The organism is Pseudarthrobacter sp. NIBRBAC000502772, from assembly GCF_006517235.1.
Lineage (GTDB): Bacteria > Actinomycetota > Actinomycetes > Actinomycetales > Micrococcaceae > Arthrobacter.
This window is the reverse complement of the sequence record NZ_CP041188.1, coordinates 3,905,403-3,922,093: the sequence shown is the minus strand read 5'-3', so window position 1 is coordinate 3,922,093 and position 16,691 is coordinate 3,905,403. Positions and strand designations below refer to the sequence as shown.

The 16,691-nt window shown below is 61.7% G+C and carries 26 protein-coding genes; 23 read left to right on the top strand and 3 right to left on the bottom strand.

Translation table 11 applies throughout. From position 1 onward, the window contains the following. Position 1: 1 nt before the first annotated feature. From rpsJ to map, 23 genes are all read left to right on the top strand, one after another. Positions 2 to 310, top strand: coding sequence for a 30S ribosomal protein S10 (gene rpsJ, locus NIBR502772_RS18180; RefSeq protein ID WP_038464699.1), 309 nt, complete (start codon positions 2 to 4; stop codon positions 308 to 310). 17 nt (positions 311 to 327) lie between these two features. After that, positions 328 to 978, top strand: a complete 651-nt coding sequence (gene rplC, locus NIBR502772_RS18175; RefSeq protein WP_056344391.1) for a 50S ribosomal protein L3 — start codon at positions 328 to 330, stop codon at positions 976 to 978. Positions 979 to 982: 4 nt separating this feature from the next. Next, entirely contained in the window at positions 983 to 1,606 is a 624-nt protein-coding gene (gene rplD / locus NIBR502772_RS18170) for a 50S ribosomal protein L4 (protein ID WP_141141212.1), read from the top strand. Continuing rightward, entirely contained in the window at positions 1,603 to 1,908 is a 306-nt protein-coding gene (gene rplW, locus NIBR502772_RS18165; RefSeq protein ID WP_018773664.1) for a 50S ribosomal protein L23, read from the top strand. Before rplD ends, rplW begins: the two co-directional genes overlap by 4 nt. A gap of 29 nt (positions 1,909 to 1,937) precedes the next feature. Then, positions 1,938 to 2,777 carry a 50S ribosomal protein L2 gene (gene rplB, locus NIBR502772_RS18160; RefSeq protein ID WP_056344386.1) on the top strand — a complete coding sequence of 280 codons (840 nt, stop codon included), beginning with the start codon at positions 1,938 to 1,940 and terminating at the stop codon, positions 2,775 to 2,777. A gap of 12 nt (positions 2,778 to 2,789) precedes the next feature. Further along, entirely contained in the window at positions 2,790 to 3,071 is a 282-nt protein-coding gene (rpsS, locus tag NIBR502772_RS18155) for a 30S ribosomal protein S19 (protein WP_056344384.1), read from the top strand. 38 nt (positions 3,072 to 3,109) lie between these two features. Continuing rightward, on the top strand, positions 3,110 to 3,475 hold the full coding sequence (gene rplV / locus NIBR502772_RS18150; protein WP_056344381.1) for a 50S ribosomal protein L22: 366 nt from the start codon (positions 3,110 to 3,112) through the stop codon (positions 3,473 to 3,475). Next, positions 3,476 to 4,318: a 30S ribosomal protein S3 gene (rpsC, locus tag NIBR502772_RS18145; protein ID WP_056344378.1), complete on the top strand. Its 843-nt coding sequence runs from the start codon at positions 3,476 to 3,478 to the stop codon at positions 4,316 to 4,318. Then, positions 4,319 to 4,735 (top strand): 50S ribosomal protein L16, encoded by a 417-nt coding sequence (rplP, locus tag NIBR502772_RS18140; RefSeq protein ID WP_056344375.1) that lies wholly within the window; start codon positions 4,319 to 4,321, stop codon positions 4,733 to 4,735. Positions 4,736 to 4,737: 2 nt separating this feature from the next. Beyond that, complete coding sequence (gene rpmC, locus NIBR502772_RS18135) at positions 4,738 to 5,067, top strand: 50S ribosomal protein L29 (protein WP_058931719.1); 330 nt, start codon at positions 4,738 to 4,740, stop codon at positions 5,065 to 5,067. Next, positions 5,064 to 5,372, top strand: coding sequence for a 30S ribosomal protein S17 (gene rpsQ / locus NIBR502772_RS18130; RefSeq protein WP_056344371.1), 309 nt, complete (start codon positions 5,064 to 5,066; stop codon positions 5,370 to 5,372). Before rpmC ends, rpsQ begins: the two co-directional genes overlap by 4 nt. A 546-nt stretch (positions 5,373 to 5,918) precedes the next feature. Next, positions 5,919 to 6,287, top strand: coding sequence for a 50S ribosomal protein L14 (gene rplN, locus NIBR502772_RS18125; RefSeq protein ID WP_024366126.1), 369 nt, complete (start codon positions 5,919 to 5,921; stop codon positions 6,285 to 6,287). Positions 6,288 to 6,290: 3 nt separating this feature from the next. Continuing rightward, positions 6,291 to 6,650: a 50S ribosomal protein L24 gene (gene rplX, locus NIBR502772_RS18120; RefSeq protein ID WP_056344369.1), complete on the top strand. Its 360-nt coding sequence runs from the start codon at positions 6,291 to 6,293 to the stop codon at positions 6,648 to 6,650. Continuing rightward, on the top strand, positions 6,650 to 7,231 hold the full coding sequence (rplE, locus tag NIBR502772_RS18115) for a 50S ribosomal protein L5 (RefSeq protein ID WP_141141211.1): 582 nt from the start codon (positions 6,650 to 6,652) through the stop codon (positions 7,229 to 7,231). The genes rplX and rplE overlap by 1 nt, the downstream gene beginning before the upstream one ends. A 78-nt stretch (positions 7,232 to 7,309) precedes the next feature. Then, the gene (rpsH, locus tag NIBR502772_RS18110; protein ID WP_056344363.1) at positions 7,310 to 7,708 is read left to right on the top strand and encodes a 30S ribosomal protein S8; all 399 of its coding nucleotides are present in this window, start codon (positions 7,310 to 7,312) and stop codon (positions 7,706 to 7,708) included. Positions 7,709 to 7,726: 18 nt separating this feature from the next. Further along, positions 7,727 to 8,263 (top strand): 50S ribosomal protein L6, encoded by a 537-nt coding sequence (gene rplF, locus NIBR502772_RS18105; protein WP_056344361.1) that lies wholly within the window; start codon positions 7,727 to 7,729, stop codon positions 8,261 to 8,263. A 2-nt stretch (positions 8,264 to 8,265) separates the two neighbouring features. After that, positions 8,266 to 8,649, top strand: coding sequence for a 50S ribosomal protein L18 (rplR, locus tag NIBR502772_RS18100; protein WP_104062630.1), 384 nt, complete (start codon positions 8,266 to 8,268; stop codon positions 8,647 to 8,649). After that, entirely contained in the window at positions 8,646 to 9,383 is a 738-nt protein-coding gene (gene rpsE, locus NIBR502772_RS18095) for a 30S ribosomal protein S5 (protein ID WP_058931721.1), read from the top strand. The genes rplR and rpsE overlap by 4 nt, the downstream gene beginning before the upstream one ends. Before the next feature lie 3 nt (positions 9,384 to 9,386). After that, positions 9,387 to 9,593 (top strand): 50S ribosomal protein L30, encoded by a 207-nt coding sequence (gene rpmD, locus NIBR502772_RS18090; RefSeq protein ID WP_056344352.1) that lies wholly within the window; start codon positions 9,387 to 9,389, stop codon positions 9,591 to 9,593. Then, positions 9,594 to 10,076, top strand: a complete 483-nt coding sequence (gene rplO, locus NIBR502772_RS18085; protein WP_104062629.1) for a 50S ribosomal protein L15 — start codon at positions 9,594 to 9,596, stop codon at positions 10,074 to 10,076. A 219-nt stretch (positions 10,077 to 10,295) separates the two neighbouring features. Then, positions 10,296 to 11,606, top strand: coding sequence for a preprotein translocase subunit SecY (gene secY / locus NIBR502772_RS18080; protein WP_058931723.1), 1,311 nt, complete (start codon positions 10,296 to 10,298; stop codon positions 11,604 to 11,606). A 5-nt stretch (positions 11,607 to 11,611) separates the two neighbouring features. Next, complete coding sequence (locus tag NIBR502772_RS18075) at positions 11,612 to 12,181, top strand: adenylate kinase (protein WP_181037244.1); 570 nt, start codon at positions 11,612 to 11,614, stop codon at positions 12,179 to 12,181. Between the two features lie 71 nt (positions 12,182 to 12,252). After that, positions 12,253 to 13,080 carry a type I methionyl aminopeptidase gene (gene map, locus NIBR502772_RS18070; protein WP_104062628.1) on the top strand — a complete coding sequence of 276 codons (828 nt, stop codon included), beginning with the start codon at positions 12,253 to 12,255 and terminating at the stop codon, positions 13,078 to 13,080. 103 nt (positions 13,081 to 13,183) lie between these two features. Here the strand turns inward: map and NIBR502772_RS18065 are convergent, their stop codons facing one another. The 3 genes from NIBR502772_RS18065 to NIBR502772_RS18055 form a co-directional block, all read right to left on the bottom strand. Next, complete coding sequence (locus NIBR502772_RS18065) at positions 13,184 to 14,530, bottom strand: ABC transporter substrate-binding protein (protein ID WP_141141210.1); 1,347 nt, start codon at positions 14,528 to 14,530, stop codon at positions 13,184 to 13,186. A 111-nt stretch (positions 14,531 to 14,641) separates the two neighbouring features. Then, positions 14,642 to 15,547, bottom strand: a complete 906-nt coding sequence (locus NIBR502772_RS18060; protein WP_141141209.1) for a carbohydrate ABC transporter permease — start codon at positions 15,545 to 15,547, stop codon at positions 14,642 to 14,644. Then, positions 15,544 to 16,524 carry a carbohydrate ABC transporter permease gene (locus NIBR502772_RS18055; RefSeq protein WP_210412319.1) on the bottom strand — a complete coding sequence of 327 codons (981 nt, stop codon included), beginning with the start codon at positions 16,522 to 16,524 and terminating at the stop codon, positions 15,544 to 15,546. Before NIBR502772_RS18055 ends, NIBR502772_RS18060 begins: the two co-directional genes overlap by 4 nt. Positions 16,525 to 16,691: the final 167 nt, after the last annotated feature.

The window sequence follows — 16,691 nt, the reverse complement described above, 5'->3', positions numbered from 1 at the left end:
CATGGCGGGACAAAAAATCCGCATCCGGCTGAAGTCATATGACCACGAGGTCATTGACGTTTCAGCACGGAAGATCGTTGAGACGGTCACGCGCGCAGGCGCCACGGTAGTTGGCCCCGTGCCGCTGCCGACGGAGAAGAACATTTACTGTGTTATCCGCTCTCCGCACAAGTACAAGGACAGCCGCGAGCACTTTGAAATGCGCACGCACAAGCGTCTTATCGACATCATCGATCCCACGCCGAAGGCTGTTGATTCGCTTATGCGTCTCGACCTGCCGGCCGACGTGAACATCGAAATCAAGCTGTAGGGAGGTGCTGAGAGACTATGACCGCAACCCGTAACGTAAAGGGCCTGCTGGGCACGAAGCTCGGCATGACCCAGGTCTGGGACGAGAACAACAAGCTCATCCCCGTCACTGTGGTTCAGGCAGATTCGAACGTCATCACGCAGCTGCGCAACGCAGACACTGATGGCTACGTAGCTGTTCAGATCGGCTACGGCCAGATCGATCCCCGCAAGGTCACCAAGCCGCTGGCTGGTCACTTTGAAAAGGCAGGCGTCACGCCTCGCCGCCACGTCGTCGAACTGCGCACTGCAGATGCTGACACTTACGAGCTGGGCCAGGAGCTTTCTGTTGAGCTCTTCGAAGCCGGCCAGAAGATCGACGTTATTGGCACCACCAAGGGTAAGGGCTTCGCCGGTGTTATGAAGCGTCACGGCTTCCACGGCGCTCCCGCCTCACACGGTGCTCACAAGAACCACCGTAAGCCCGGTTCAATCGGTGGCGCATCCACCCCGAGCCGCGTCTTCAAGGGCATGAAAATGGCCGGCCGCATGGGCGCCGTTCGTCACACCACGCTGAACCTCACGGTTCACGCAGTTGACGTCGAGAAGTCGCTGCTCCTGATCAAGGGTGCCGTCCCCGGCGCCCGCGGCCAGGTCGTACTCGTACGCACCGCCGTGAAGGGAGCCTAGTTCAATGACTAGCACTGTCAAGGTTGACCTGCCTGCAGAGATCTTCGACGTTCAGACCAACGTGCCGCTGCTGCACCAGGTCGTCGTAGCCCAGCTCGCTGCTGCTCGCCAGGGTACCCACAAAACCAAGACCCGCGCCGAAGTTTCCGGTGCAGGTCGCAAGCCGTTCAAGCAGAAGGGCACCGGCCGCGCCCGTCAGGGTTCAATCCGTGCTCCTCACATGACCGGTGGTGGCGTAGTCCACGGTCCCACACCGCGTGACTACAGCCAGCGCACCCCCAAGAAGATGATTGCTGCTGCACTGCGCGGCGCACTCTCTGACCGGGCACGCAACGGACGCATCCACGTTGTTGCTGAACTGGTGGAGGGCACCAAGCCGTCCGTCAAGAACGCACTGGCAACGCTGCGCGGAGTTTCCGAGCGCAAGAACCTGCTGGTTGTCATCGAGCGCGCCAACGATGTTGCAGCACTTTCCGTGCGCAACCTCGCCGGTGTTCACGTTCTGTACGCAGACCAGCTGAACACCTACGACGTACTCGTCTCTGACGACGTTGTCTTCACCAAGGCTGCCTACGAAGCATTCGTTGCTGACCGGACAGTAGCAAAGAACGAGGAGGATGCCAAGTGAGTGCAGCCACCATCAAAGACCCGCGCGACGTCGTGCTTGCACCCGTCGTATCGGAAAAAAGCTACGGCCTGATCGATGAGGGCAAGTACACCTTCCTGGTGGACCCCCGCTCGAACAAGACCGAGATCAAGCTGGCCGTGGAGAAGATTTTCTCCGTCAAGGTCGAATCGATCAACACCATCAACCGTGCCGGTAAGCGCAAGCGCACCAAATTCGGATGGGGTACCCGCAAGAACACCAAGCGTGCAATTGTGAGCCTCAAAGAAGGCACCATCGACATCTTCGGCGGTCCGCTCTCGTAGCGGAGACCACTTTAACGAGGAAATAAATTATGGGAATCCGTAAGTACAAGCCGACTACCCCGGGCCGTCGTGGCTCGAGCGTAGCGGACTTCACCGAAATCACGCGGTCGACGCCGGAAAAGTCGTTGGTACGTCCGCTGCCCAAAAAGGGCGGCCGTAACAACTCCGGTAAGATCACGACCCGTCACAAGGGTGGTGGCCACAAGCGCCAGTACCGTCTGATCGACTTCCGTCGCCACGACAAAGACGGCGTCAACGCCCGCGTTGCCGAAATCGAGTACGATCCGAACCGTACGGCTCGCATCGCCCTCCTGCACTACGTTGATGGCACCAAGCGTTACATCATCGCCCCGAACAAGCTCTCCCAGGGTGACGTCGTTGAGGCAGGTTCCGGTGCTGACATCAAGCCCGGTAACAACCTGCCGCTGCTCAACATCCCGGTTGGTACCGTAATCCACGCAGTTGAACTGCGTCCGGGTGGCGGCGCCAAGATGGGCCGCTCCGCCGGCGCATCGATCCAGCTTGTAGCAAAGGAAGGCCGCTTCGCCCAGCTGCGTCTGCCTTCCGGCGAAATCCGCAACGTTGACGTGCGCTGCCGCGCAACCGTCGGCGAGGTCGGCAACGCCGAGCAGTCGAACATCAACTGGGGTAAGGCCGGCCGCATGCGCTGGAAGGGCGTTCGCCCGACCGTCCGTGGTGTCGCTATGAACCCGGTTGACCACCCGCACGGTGGTGGCGAGGGTAAGACGTCCGGTGGACGTCACCCCGTCAACCCGAACGGTAAGCGGGAAGGCCGCACCCGGCGTCCCAACAAAGAGAGCGACAAGCTTATTGTTCGTCGCCGTCGTACTGGCAAGAACAAGCGATAGGAGCCTGGACACATGCCACGCAGCCTGAAAAAAGGTCCTTTCGTTGACCAGCACCTCTTTGTAAAGGTGGACAGGGAAAACGAAAAGGGCACCAAGAACGTCATCAAGACCTGGTCCCGCCGTTCGATGATCATCCCCAACATGCTTGGGCACACGATCGCCGTACACGACGGACGCAAGCACATTCCGGTGTTTGTCACTGAGTCGATGGTCGGGCACAAGCTCGGCGAATTCGCTCCCACGCGGACATTCCGCGGCCATGTCAAGGACGACCGTAAGGGCAAGCGCCGCTAGGCGCCTGCACTTACGTCAAAGACGAGAGAAGGAAAGCAATGGAAGCCAAGGCAATTGCGCGTCACATCCGCGTAACGCCTATGAAGGCCCGGCGCGTCGTCAACCTTGTTCGTGGTAAGCAAGCGAATGAGGCTCTGGCAATTCTGAAGTTTGCCCCCCAGGCAGCTTCGGAGCCGGTATTCAAGGTAGTACAGTCGGCAATCGCAAACGCCCGGTCCCTCGCGGACCGCGACGGTGTTTCGTTTGACGAAAGCGACCTCATCATCAGCGAAATGTTCGTTGATGAAGGCCCGACCATGAAGCGGTTCCAGCCGCGTGCTCAGGGTCGTGCATTTCAGATCAAGAAGCGCACCAGCCACATCACTGTGGTAGTCGCTACACCTGAGAAAGAGGAGGCTCGCTAAGTGGGACAGAAAGTTAACCCGCACGGGTTCCGACTCGGCATCACCACCGATCACGTATCGCACTGGTTCGCTGACAGCACCAAGCCCGGACAGCGGTACAAGGACTTCGTTCGCGAAGACATCCGTATCCGCCAGCTCATGTCAGTTGGCATGGAGCGCGCCGGTATCGCCAAGGTCGAGATCGAGCGCACCCGTGACCGTGTCCGCGTGGATATCCACACGGCACGTCCCGGTATCGTTATCGGCCGCCGCGGCGCTGAAGCAGACCGCATCCGCGGCGAGCTTGAGAAGCTGACGGGCAAGCAGGTCCAGCTGAACATCCTCGAGGTCAAGAACCCCGAGATGGAAGCACAGCTTGTTGCCCAGGGCGTTGCTGAGCAGCTGACTTCCCGCGTGGCTTTCCGCCGTGCGATGAAGAAGGCCATGCAGTCCGCTCAGCGTGCAGGTGCCAAGGGCATCCGTATCGCCTGCTCCGGTCGACTGGGTGGCGCAGAAATGTCCCGCTCGGAGTTCTACCGCGAAGGCCGTGTGCCCCTGCACACCCTCCGTGCGAACATCGACTACGGCTTCTACGAGGCCAAGACCACCTTCGGCCGCATCGGCGTGAAGGTCTGGATCTACAAGGGTGACGTCACCGCGAAGGAACTGGCTCAGCAGGCAGCTGCTGCTCCGTCCCGCGGCCGCGGTCCCAGCGACCGTCCGGGCCGCCCGGGTGGCGCCGGCGGCGCTGACCGTGGTGACCGCCGCCGTCGTACCGACCGTCCGGCAGCAGAGGCAGCTCCGGCTGCCGAGGCTCCGGCAGTTGAGGCTGCACCTGCTGCAGTAGAAGGAGGACAGGCTTAAATGCTTATCCCACGTCGAGTCAAGCACCGTAAGCAGCACCACCCGGGTCGTTCCGGCGCTGCTACGGGCGGCACCAAGGTCTCCTTCGGTGAGTGGGGTATCCAGGCTCTGAGCCCGGCATACGTCACCAACCGTCAGATCGAGTCTGCCCGTATCGCGATGACCCGCCACATCAAGCGTGGCGGTAAGGTCTGGATCAACATTTACCCGGACCGTCCGATCACCAAGAAGCCGGCCGAAACCCGCATGGGTTCCGGTAAGGGTTCGCCGGAATGGTGGGTCTCAAACGTCAAGCCGGGCCGGGTTCTCTTTGAGATCTCCGGCGTCGAGGAATCGGTAGCTCGCGAGGCCCTGCGCCTGGCAATCCACAAGCTCCCGTTGAAGGCACGCATTTTGCGTCGCGAAGGTGGTGAATAGAAATGGCAGTAGGATCCAAGGAACTTGCATCTGCACAGCTGGACACGTTCGACAACGAGCGCCTCGTTGAAGAACTCCGGAAGGCTAAGGAAGAGCTGTTCAACCTGCGTTTCCAGTCCGCCACCGGTCAGCTGGAGAACCACGGTCGTCTGCGCGCGGTAAAGAAGGACATCGCACGCATCTACACCGTTCTCCGTGAGCGCGAGCTGGGCATTCGTGCCGAGGTTGCCGCACCGGTTGTGGAAGCCAAGGAAGAGAAGAAGTCCAAGAAGGCTGCAACCAAGAAGGCCGAAACGGCTGAAACGGTTGAGGCCGAGGAGGATGCCAAGTGAGTGAAAAGGACGAGAACGTGACGGAAACTGTTTCCGCAGCAGCTACGGCTGGCGAACGCGGTGACCGTAAGACGAAGCGTGGCTACGTAGTCTCGGACAAGATGGAAAAGACCATCGTTGTCCAGGTAGAAGACCGCGTAAAGCACGCTTTGTACGGCAAAGTCATCCGCCGCAACACGAAGATCAAGGCTCACGACGAAGAGAACAGCGCCGGCATCGGCGACCTCGTTCTCCTCGCCGAGACCCGCCCGCTGTCCGCTACCAAGCGGTGGCGTCTGGTCGAGATCCTCGAAAAGGCCAAGTAACACCCCGCAGCCTGCTTGCAGGTACTGCACCGGAAACCCCCGTTCCCTTTTGGGAGCGGGGGTTTCCGCATTTCCCGGCGGGTGGGCTGGCCGGGTGTGTCACGCGGAGCAGGCTTTTTGGGGGACGGCCGACGGCGGGAGGCCGGGTTTCCGGGGAACGGCACCGCCGGTGGGCCGAAGGCGAGCCGTGCGTGACGCCGTCGTGCGTTGCCGGCACTGCAGCGCTTCCTGGTGTCCAATGGTTGTGCTCTGGATGCCGCCGTGTGATATGGGAGATGGCCCCAACTGTGCTAGGATATTGAGTTTGTATGGCGCCCTCTGTGCGCCGTCATCAACCTCGTAAACAATCGTGCCACGGCATAGTGCCCCCTAGCGCTTCGGACCTGTCCGGATCCGCCTGGGAAGCAAATGTTTTTGGCACGGGAGTTTAGGCCTGGTCTGGCAAAATCCAGGCAGGTCAAGAGACACCCCGATCAACCGTTCCGCAAGGCTCATTCCGTTGAAAGATTTTCGGTCTGAGAACCGGCGCGACGCAAGGAGTAAATAGTGATTCAGCAGGAGTCGCGACTCAAGGTCGCCGACAACACGGGTGCTAAGGAAATCCTTACCATTCGCGTTCTCGGTGGATCTGGCCGTCGCTACGCAGGCATTGGCGACGTCATCGTCGCTACCGTCAAGGATGCAATTCCGGGCGGCAACGTAAAGAAGGGCGATGTTGTTAAGGCAGTCATCGTCCGTACCAAGAAGGAACGCCGCCGTGCGGATGGTTCCTACATCAAGTTTGACGAGAACGCAGCTGTGATCCTGAAGGCTGACGGTGACCCCCGCGGTACCCGTATCTTCGGACCGGTTGGTCGTGAACTTCGTGACAAGAAGTTCATGAAGATCGTTTCTCTGGCTCCGGAGGTGCTCTAGTCCATGGCTAAGATCAAAAAGGGTGACCTGGTTCAGGTCATCACTGGCGCCAAGGCTGAGCGCGGCGGCGACAAAGGCAAGCAGGGCAAGGTTCTGCGCGTATTCCCCGAGACCAACCGCGTGTTGGTTGAAGGCATTAACCGCGTAACCAAGCACACCAAGGCCGGTCAGTCGCAGCGCGGCACCAAGACTGGTGGCATCGAGGTCGTAGAAGCTTCGGTCCACATCTCCAACGTGGCTCTGGTTGACCCGTCCACCAAGAAGCCCACCCGCGTCGGTTTCCGCACCGAGACCGTTGAGCGCAATGGCGTGAAGCGCGACGTGCGTGTCCGCGTGGCTAAGAGCTCCGGGAAGGACATCTAATGACTGAGACTCTCGAGACTCCGGCAACGAAGATCGTTCCTCGTCTGAAGACCAAGTATGCCGATTCCATCAAGAGCACGCTCGTTGAGGAATTCAAGTACACCAACGTCAACCAGGTTCCCCGCCTGGTGAAGGTCGTTGTGAACATGGGTGTTGGAGATGCCGCTAAGGACTCCAAGCTGATCGACGGCGCTGTCCGCGATCTGACCCTGATTACCGGCCAGAAGCCGCAGGTAACCAAGGCCCGCAAGTCGATCGCACAGTTCAAGCTGCGCGAAGGCATGCCCATCGGCGCACACGCAACTCTGCGTGGAGACCGCATGTGGGAATTCCTGGATCGTCTGGTCACGCTGGCTCTGCCCCGTATCCGCGACTTCCGCGGCCTCAGTGGCAAGCAGTTCGACGGCAACGGCAACTACACCTTCGGTCTGACCGAGCAGGTTATGTTCCACGAAATCGACCAGGATTCCATCGACCGCGTACGCGGCATGGACATCACGGTTGTAACCACCGCCAAGACCAACGACGAAGGCCGCGCGCTGCTTAAGGCACTCGGTTTCCCGTTCAAGGCCGAAGACTAATCTAACTACGTAACAGGTCCTTCGCTGAAGCTTTACGCGGCAGCGAGGAAACCGTTATGAGGAAGGGCAAGAGCCCAAATGACAATGACTGATCCGGTCGCAGACATGCTTACGCGTCTGCGCAATGCAAACTCGGCGTACCACGATTCCGTGTCCATGCCGTACAGCAAGCTCAAGGCACGCGTTGCCGACATCCTGAAGGCTGAAGGTTACATCGCCTCCTGGAAAGAAGAAGACGCAGAGGTTGGCAAGAAGCTGACCCTGGACCTTAAGTTCGGACCGAACCGCGAGCGTTCAATCGCTGGCGTTCGCCGTATTTCCAAGCCGGGCCTGCGTGTTTACGCAAAGTCCACCAACCTCCCGCACGTGCTCGGTGGCCTGGGTGTCGCAATCCTGTCCACCTCTTCCGGCCTCTTGACTGATAAGCAAGCCGGCAAGAAGGGCGTGGGCGGCGAAGTCCTCGCCTACGTCTGGTAACGGGAAAGGAAGAGAATAATGTCACGTATTGGACGTCTCCCCATCACCGTTCCTGCCGGCGTTGAGGTCAAGGTTGACGGCTCTGTCGTCAGCGTCAAGGGTGCCAAAGGCGAGCTGAACCACACTGTGGCCAGCCCGATCGAGGTTTCCCTGGAAGCAGAGACCCTGACTGTCGCCCGCCCGAACGACGAGCGCGCCTCCCGTTCACTCCACGGCCTGACCCGCACCCTGATCTCCAACATGATCGAGGGCGTTACCAAGGGCTACGAGAAGAAGCTTGAAATCGTTGGTACTGGTTACCGCGTTCAGGCCAAGGGATCTGACCTTGAGTTCGCTCTCGGCTACAGCCACCCGGTAAATGTCACCGCACCGGACGGCATCACCTTTGCAGTTGAGACCCCGACCAAGCTCTCTGTTTCAGGTATCAACAAGCAGCAGGTCGGCGAGGTTGCTGCCAACATTCGCAAGCTGCGGAAGCCGGACCCCTACAAGGGCAAGGGCATCCGCTACGCAGGCGAAGTCATCCGCCGCAAGGTCGGAAAGGCTGGTAAGTAACCATGGCCATCTCAATTAACAAGAAGCGTACGAACAAGAGCAAGTCTGCTTCGCGCAGCCGCCGCCAGCTTCGTATCCGCAAGCGCATCTCCGGCACGGCTGTACGTCCTCGTCTGGTCGTCAACCGCTCCGCACGCCACGTATTCGTCCAGGTTGTCGATGACACCAAGGGCCTGACCGTAGCAAGCGCCTCCACACTGGAAGCCGACCTTCGTGCATTCGAAGGCGACAAGACCGCCAAGGCCAAGCGCGTTGGCGAGCTCGTTGCCGCTCGTGCCAAGGCTGCCGGCGTCGAGGCAGTTGTCTTCGACCGCGGTGGTAACAAGTACCACGGCCGAATTGCTGCTGTCGCTGACGGCGCACGTGAAGGTGGGCTGTCACTGTGACGGAAGCAAACAAGGAAAAGGACACTGTGTCTGCAGATCAGAAGGCTACTGAAGCCGTAGCTGCTCCGGCCACTGAGACCACTGCGCCCGCAGCTGCTGCCGATGACCGCCGTGGTGGCGCTCGTCGTGGCGAGCGTGGCGACAAGGGCCAGGGCGGTCGCGATGGCGGCCGTGGCGGCCGTGGTGGCCGTGACGGCGGCCGCGAAGCCGAGAAGAGCCAGTTCATTGAACGCGTTGTCACCATCAACCGCGTTTCCAAGGTGGTCAAGGGTGGTCGTCGCTTCAGCTTCACCGCTCTGGTCGTCGTTGGTGACGGTAACGGCATGGTCGGCGTGGGCTACGGCAAGGCAAAGGAAGTTCCCGCCGCAATCGCGAAGGGCGTTGAAGAGGCTAAGAAGTCCTTCTTCCGCGTTCCCCGCATTGGGAACACCATCCCGCACCGCGTTCAGGGTGAGGCCGCTGCCGGCGTCGTAATGCTGCGTCCGGCTTCCGCCGGTACCGGTGTTATTGCCGGTGGTCCGGTCCGCGCCATCTTGGAGTGCGTGGGCATCCACGACATCCTTTCCAAGTCGCTGGGTTCCTCCAACGCCATCAACATCGTTCACGCGACTGTTGCTGCGCTGAAGCAGCTCGAAGAGCCGGCAGCAGTGGCAGCACGCCGCGGCCTGCCGCTGGACGAGGTTGCTCCGCCGGCAATGGTGAAGGCAATCCTGAACCAGAAGGCGGGTGTCTAAGCCATGGCTAAGAACCTGATTCCCTCCGACCTTCAGTTGGAGATCACTCAGATCAAGTCCGCCATTGGCGGCAAGCAGAACCAGCGCGACACCCTTCGGTCCCTCGGCCTGAAGCGGATCGGACACACCGTTGTCCGCACCGCCGACGCCGTGACTGTTGGAATGCTCAACACGGTTCCGCACCTGGTAAAGGTAGAGGAGGCGAAGTAAATGGCAGAGAAAAAGATCGCCGCAGAGACTGCTGAGAAGCAGAACACACTCAAGGTTCACCACCTGCGTCCCGCCCCGGGTGCCAAGACCGCCAAGACCCGAGTTGGTCGTGGTGAAGGTTCCAAGGGTAAGACCGCTGGTCGCGGTACCAAGGGTACAAAGGCCCGCTACCAGATCAAGGCTGGCTTTGCCGGCGGCCAGTTGCCGCTGCACATGCGCCTGCCGAAGCTGCGCGGCTTCAAGAACCCGTTCCGGGTTGAGTTCCAGGTTGTAAACCTGGACAAGCTCAACGAGCTGTTCCCGGAAGGTGGCACAGTCACCGTGGAGAACCTGGTCGAAAAGGGTGCCGTTCGCAAGAACCAGCCCGTCAAGGTGCTTGGCACCGGCGACATCACCGTCAAGGTTGACGTCACCGTCCACGCATTCTCGGCCAGCGCCGCAGAAAAGATTGCAGCAGCAGGCGGAAGCACCACCGCTCTCTAGTAGACGGTGGGCGAACGCCCGTTTTGAACTCCCGGCGTGCAGGGCCCCAGGGCCCTGCACGCCGGGAGTTTTTTTCGCATCCGCCCGCCGACTATTTCCGCCCGTTCGCCGCAATCGCGGGTTCGCGGATTATTCGCATGGCCGATCCACCCGTTAGACTCGGTTGTTGGGATTATTGTCCCCCATCACACCACGCTCATAAACAACACAGGAGGACGCTTGCTTAGCGCATTTGGCCGGGCCTTTCGCACGCCTGATCTGCGACGCAAGTTGTTGTTCACGCTGGCAATCATCACAATCTTCCGCTTGGGTGCATTCATCCCCTCGCCTGGTGTGAACTACCAGAATGTCCAGCAATGCTTGCAGAACGGTCAGACCGCTGGCGGGCTCTATCAGCTCGTCAACCTGTTCAGCGGCGGTGCCTTGCTTCAGGTGTCCATCTTCGCGCTGGGCATCATGCCGTACATCACGGCCAGCATCATTGTGCAGCTGCTCCGGGTGGTCATTCCCCGGTTCCAGGAGCTGTACGAGGAGGGCGCCTCCGGGCAGTCCAAACTCACCCAGTACACGCGGTACCTCACCATTGCCCTGGGCCTCCTGAACGCCACGACGCTGGTGTCGCTGGCGCGTTCAGGCCAGTTGCTTCCGGGCTGTGCACTGCCGATCATTCCTGACGACAGCATCATCACCACCATCCTGCTGATCATCACGCTGACCGCCGGTACCGGGCTCATTATGTGGATGGGCGAACTCGTCACCGAAAAGGGGGTGGGCAACGGCATGTCGCTGCTCATCTTCACCTCCATCGCGGCGACCTTCCCCACGTCCCTGGGTGCCATCTGGAGCTCACAGGGCCCGGGCACGTTCTTTATGGTCCTGGTGATCGGCCTGGTGACGGTTGCCCTGGTGGTCTTCGTGGAGCAGTCCCAGCGCCGTGTCCCGGTGCAGTACGCCAAGCGGATGATCGGACGCCGGACCGTCGGCGGCACCAGCACCTACATCCCCATCAAGGTGAACATGGCAGGCGTGATCCCCGTGATCTTCGCATCGTCCATGCTTTACCTGCCGGGACTGATCTCACAGTTCAACCAGCCCAAAGCCGGCGAGGCACTCGCGCCGTGGGTTGAGTGGATCAACAACAACCTGACCCGAGGAGACCACCCGATCTACATGGCGCTGTACTTCGCCATGATCGTGTTCTTTACCTACTTCTACGTCGCGATCACCTTCAACCCTGAAGAGGTCTCCGACAACATGAAGAAGTACGGCGGTTTCATCCCGGGTATCCGTGCCGGAAAACCGACCGCGGATTACCTGCAGTACGTGCTCTCCCGGATCACGCTGCCCGGCGCCCTCTACTTGGGCTTCGTGGCGCTGATTCCGCTGGTGGCATTGGTACTGATCAACGCGAACCAGAACTTCCCGTTCGGTGGCACCTCGATCCTGATCATGGTGGGCGTTGGCCTTGAAACCGTCAAGCAAATAGATGCGCAGCTACAGCAACGTCACTACGAAGGGCTTTTGCGATGACGAAAATGTTGATTATTGGACCCCCCGGTTCCGGAAAAGGAACGCAAGCGGAACGTATTTCCGAGCGCCTCGGCGTCGTGGCGATTTCCACCGGTGATATCTTCCGCGCCAATGTGAAGGGCGAAACTCCTCTTGGCATTGAAGCCAAGAAGTACATGGACGCCGGGGACTTCGTTCCGGACAGCGTCACCAACAAGATGGTCCGCGACCGCCTCAGCGAGTCCGACGTCGAAAACGGCTTCCTCCTGGACGGCTACCCGCGCACCACGGCGCAGGTGGACTACCTTGACGGGATCCTCGCGAACAGCGAAGAGAAGCTCGACGTCGTCCTGCAGCTCACGGCCGACGACGAGGAACTCGTCTCGCGGCTGCTGGGCCGTGCCAAGGAAACCGGCCGGAGCGACGACAACGAAGCCGTGATCCGCCACCGCCTTGACCTGTACCACGAGCAGACCGAGGCCGTTGTGGCCAAGTATGCCGAACGCGGCATCCTGACCCAGGTTGACGGCATCGGCGGCATCGACGAGGTCACCGACCGCGTCATGCAGGCCATCAAGGCAGCCCAGGCCGCCTAAGCCCCGCAACATGCTTTTCCGAGGCTCCTCCCGGCATCCGGGAGGAGCCTCAGCCATTGAGAGGACACACCATGGCCTTCGGCCAGCCCCGTATCGAATACAAGACCAACGCCCAGATGCGCATCATGCGCGACGCCGGGCTGGTGCTGAACCGTGCGCTGGACGCAGCGGTGGCCGCAGCCGCTCCAGGCGTTACCACCAAGCAGCTGGACGACGTCTTCGCCGCAGTGCTGAACGAGGCCGGCGCCAAGTCGAACTTCCTCGGCTACCACGGCTTCCCCGCCACCATCTGCACCTCCGTGAACGAGGAAGTGGTGCACGGCATCCCCGGCGGCAAGGTCCTCAACGACGGCGACATCATCTCGATCGACGGCGGCGCGATTGTTGACGGCTGGCATTCCGACTCTGCACGCACCGTCATTGTGGGCCAGGCCGACCCCGAGGACCAGCGGCTTTCCGACGTCACCCAGGCAGCCATGTGGCGCGGCATCGCCGCCTTGGCCACGGGAAGCCACGTGGGCGACGTCGGCGCCGCCATCGACGACTACGTCTCCTCTGTGCCGGGCAAGCCGCTGGGCATCCTGGAGGACTACGTGGGCCACGGCATCGGCTCCGAGATGCACATGGCCCCCGATGTCCTGAACTACCGCACCAGCCACCGCGGTCCCAAGATCAAACCCGGACTGTGCCTGGCCATCGAGCCCATGCTGGTCCGCGGCAGCATCGACACGGCAGTGCTGGAGGACGACTGGACAGTGGTGACCACCGACGGCAAACGCTCCTGCCAGTGGGAGCACTCGGTTGCCGTCCACGAAAAGGGGATCTGGGTGCTCTCAGCCCCCGACGGCGGAGCGGAGCACCTGGTGCCGCTCGGCGTCGTGCCCGTCCCGATCCCGTAGGTTCGACGCCGTCGACGCACAAAATCCCTGTCGCTACCTGAATACCGGTAGCGGCAGGGATTTTGCGTGTCGCAGGGCGTTCAGCGGCGGCGCCGTCCAGGGGTCAGGCCTTGAGCTTGGGCTTGACGTCCTTGGTGTAGATTCCCTCGAGGGTCGCCTTCAGCTCGGTCATGATGGCCTTCACGTCGCCCTGCTGCGTCAGGATCTTGGCGGCAGCCTTGGCCATCTCCTGGTCCGCTCCCGGCAGGAACGCCCGGGCGTTGTCCTGGACCTTGGTCACGGCCAGCTGGTCCATGGCGATCTTGATCTGCGGCGTCTTGGCGAGCACGGCGGTCATGTCGGCGGACGTGCGCGTGGGCATGTAGCCTGTCGCGGCCGAGAACGCGGCAGTGTTCTCCGGCTCGGTCATGAACTGCAGGAACATTGCTGCTGACAGCTGCTCTTCCTTGGTGACACCGCTGGGGATGCCCAGGCCGGCGCCGCCGGTGGGGCACACGCCGGTGGTGACCTTTGAGCCGCCCGGCATGAACCCGACGCCCACGTTGAACTTGGCGGACTTCAGGATGCCGATCAGCGACCCCGTCGAAGACAACGTGGCCGAAGCAAGGCCGGCGGCAAAGTCGTCGGCGGATTCCTTGGAGGAAACGCCGGCCCAGGCGTCCTTGTACACAGAATCCTGGGCCGCCTGCAGTGCCGCCACGGACTCGGCTGAGTCACACGTGATGTCCCATTCCTTGGACCAGCCGCCGCCTTCGCCCCACAGGTTGTTCTGCAGCGTCCAGCCCGCGTAGCCGGCCAGCGCGGGGTGCATAAAGGCGTACTGGGCGCCGGAAGCCGCCTTGAGCTTCGGGGCCCACCCGGCGTATTCCTGCCAGGTGGCGGGGGCACGGTCCGGCAGGCCGGCTGCCGCGAAGTGGTCCTTGTTGTAGTAGAACAGGGGCGTGGACCGGCCGTAGGGGAGTGCCCACTGCTTGCCGTCGTACTTGTAGTCGTCCACCAGTGACGTGCGGAAGTCGTCCAGCTTGACGTCCAGCTGCTTGACCAGGGAGTCGAGCGGGATGATGCTCTCGTTCAGGTAGTAGCGGAACCACCAGACGTCGGAGAGGACCACCAGGGACGGGAGGCCTGACTTGGCGGCCTGGGCTGTCTGGAACTTCTGGGCGATTTCCTCGTAGTTGGCGCCGGCGGTCACCAGGTTCACCTTGATGTCCGGGTACTTGGCGTGGAACTTCTCGATGGTGCTCTTTTCCACGTCCTGTGACTTGCCCGGGTGGTTGGACCAGAAGTCGATGGAGGCGGCCGGCTTGACGCCGCTGAAGTCGATGCTGGCAGCGGTCGTCGCCGCGGCTCCGGGTGTTGTAGACGGGCCGCCGCAGGCGGAGAGAGCTGCGGCGCCTGCCCCGGCGCCGGCCAGGGTGAGGAAGAACCGTCGATCAAGGGTAAAGGACATGGTGCTGCCTTTCGTTGGGTGCCTCGGTGGTGCTGGATGCGGTGGATGGATGGTTTGGATGCCCTACGGCAGTGCCCGCCGGTAAGGCCCGACGGCGGTGCTCGCCGGAGGCTAGCCCGTCACGCTGCCCTGGGTCAGGCCCGCGACGATGTAGCGCTGGAGCATGGCGAAGATGACCAGGATGGGGACGATCACGAGGACGGCGCCGGCCATCATGATTCCCCAGCCTGCGCCGTTGCTCTCGGAGTTCTGCAGCAGGGTGAGGCCCACTGGAAGCGTCATGCTTTCCGGTTTGTCCGTGATGATCAGCGGCCAGATGTACTCGTTCCATTCGCTCACTACGGTGACCAGGGCAACCGTTGCAATGGACGGAACGGACACCGGAACCACGATCTGCCAGAGCCGCCGCCAGTGGCCGGCGCCGTCGATCTCCGCGGATTCCAGGATCGAACCGGGCAGGGTGAGGAAGTGTTGGCGCAGCAGGAACGTGCCGAAGGCAGTGCCCAGGCCGGGCAGGATGATGCCCCACAGGGTGTTCTTCCCACCCATTCCGGCGATCAGGATGTAGTTCGGCAGGATGGATACCTGCGCGGGAACCATCAGGGCCACGAGGATCAGGACGAAGATCAGGTTCTTGAACGGAAAGCGCACAAACACCAGGGCATAGGCGGTCAGCAGGGCAAGGATCACTTTGACGCCGCCGCCCACCACGGTGACGATGGTGCTGTTCAGGAAGAACTGACCGAACGGGACCGTGGTCATGGCCACCCGATAGTTCTCCGGGTCAAGGGCTGCCGGGAGCACCTGCAGATCCAGGGTGACGATTTCGCCGGGCTGCTTGAACGAGCTCAGCACCATCCACAGCAGCGGCAGGAACACCACCAGGACGGCGACGGCCAGCGGCGCATACCCGGCAGCGACTGTCCTGACCAGGTTGGCACGGGAGAACGGCCGCTCCAGGGGCGGGACGGCGTCGGGCGTTGAAGGGTCCGGAAGGACGGCGGCGGGAGCGCTCACGAGTAGTGCACCTTCCTTTCGACGAACCGCAGCTGCAGCACCGTGATGACCAGCAGGATGACAAACAGGACCACCGAGATGGCGGCGGAATAGCCGGCGCGGTTGTAGGCGCCGAAGGCTTGGAGGTACGCCTCGTAGATGAGGGTGCTGGTGCCGCTGCCCAGGGGCGTCATGATCCGGATGAGGTCGAAGGCCTGGAGCGAGCTGAGCATGGTGGTGATCAGCAGAAAGAATGTGGTGGGGGAGAGCAGCGGCAGCGACATGCTGACGAAGCGCCGGAAACTGCTGGCACCGTCCAGCGACGCCGCCTCCATCACATCCTGCGGCAGGGACTGCAGCCCGGCGAGGAACACGACCGCGCAGTAGCCCAGGTTCTTCCAGACGTACACGATGATGACCATCACCAGCGAGAGGTCCGGATCGTTGATCCATTGCGGGCTCTGCTGTCCAAGGCCCCGCAGGATCCAGGCCAGCACGCCGTAGCCGGGATCAAAGATGAACAGCCACACCAGGCCAACGCCAACCCCGGACAGCACATACGGTGCGAAGACGGCCGACCGGGCAAAGGTGGTGCCGCGGACCTTCGAGTTCAGGGCCAGCGCCACCAGCAGGCCCAGCGCCATGGAGCCGCCCACGGTTGCGGCAGTGAATACGGCGGTAGTGCCAAGGACCCGGGCGGCGTCCGCGCTGGCGAAGAACGTGACGTAGTTTTCCAGCCCGACGACGGTGGCCGACGCGGAGCCGAGCGTCCAGTTCAGCGTGGAGTAGTAGAGGTTGTTGGACAGCGGGACGTAGGTGAAGACGGCGATGAGCAGCAGGTTCGGCAGGGCCAGCGCGAGGAAGACGAAGAAGTCCTGGCGTTTCCGGCGCGACCAGCGATTGCGCTTCCGGGGCAGGGTGCCGGCCTGGTCCTTTGCCCTGACGGTGGCCGTCTGCGCCAGGGAACTGCCCGGCTTGGCGGTGAGCTGTGGTGTCATGGATCTCAATCGGAAAGCCTGCCGCAGCAGGGCTGTGGAACGGATTTGAGATCACTCCATCACATCGTGGAAGCCGGACCGAACCAGATGCGGCCGCCCAGCGAATTGTTGTCCCAGGCTTCGGAGCCCGTTCACAAAACGTTTGGTTTCGCGGGTGAGCGAGCCCA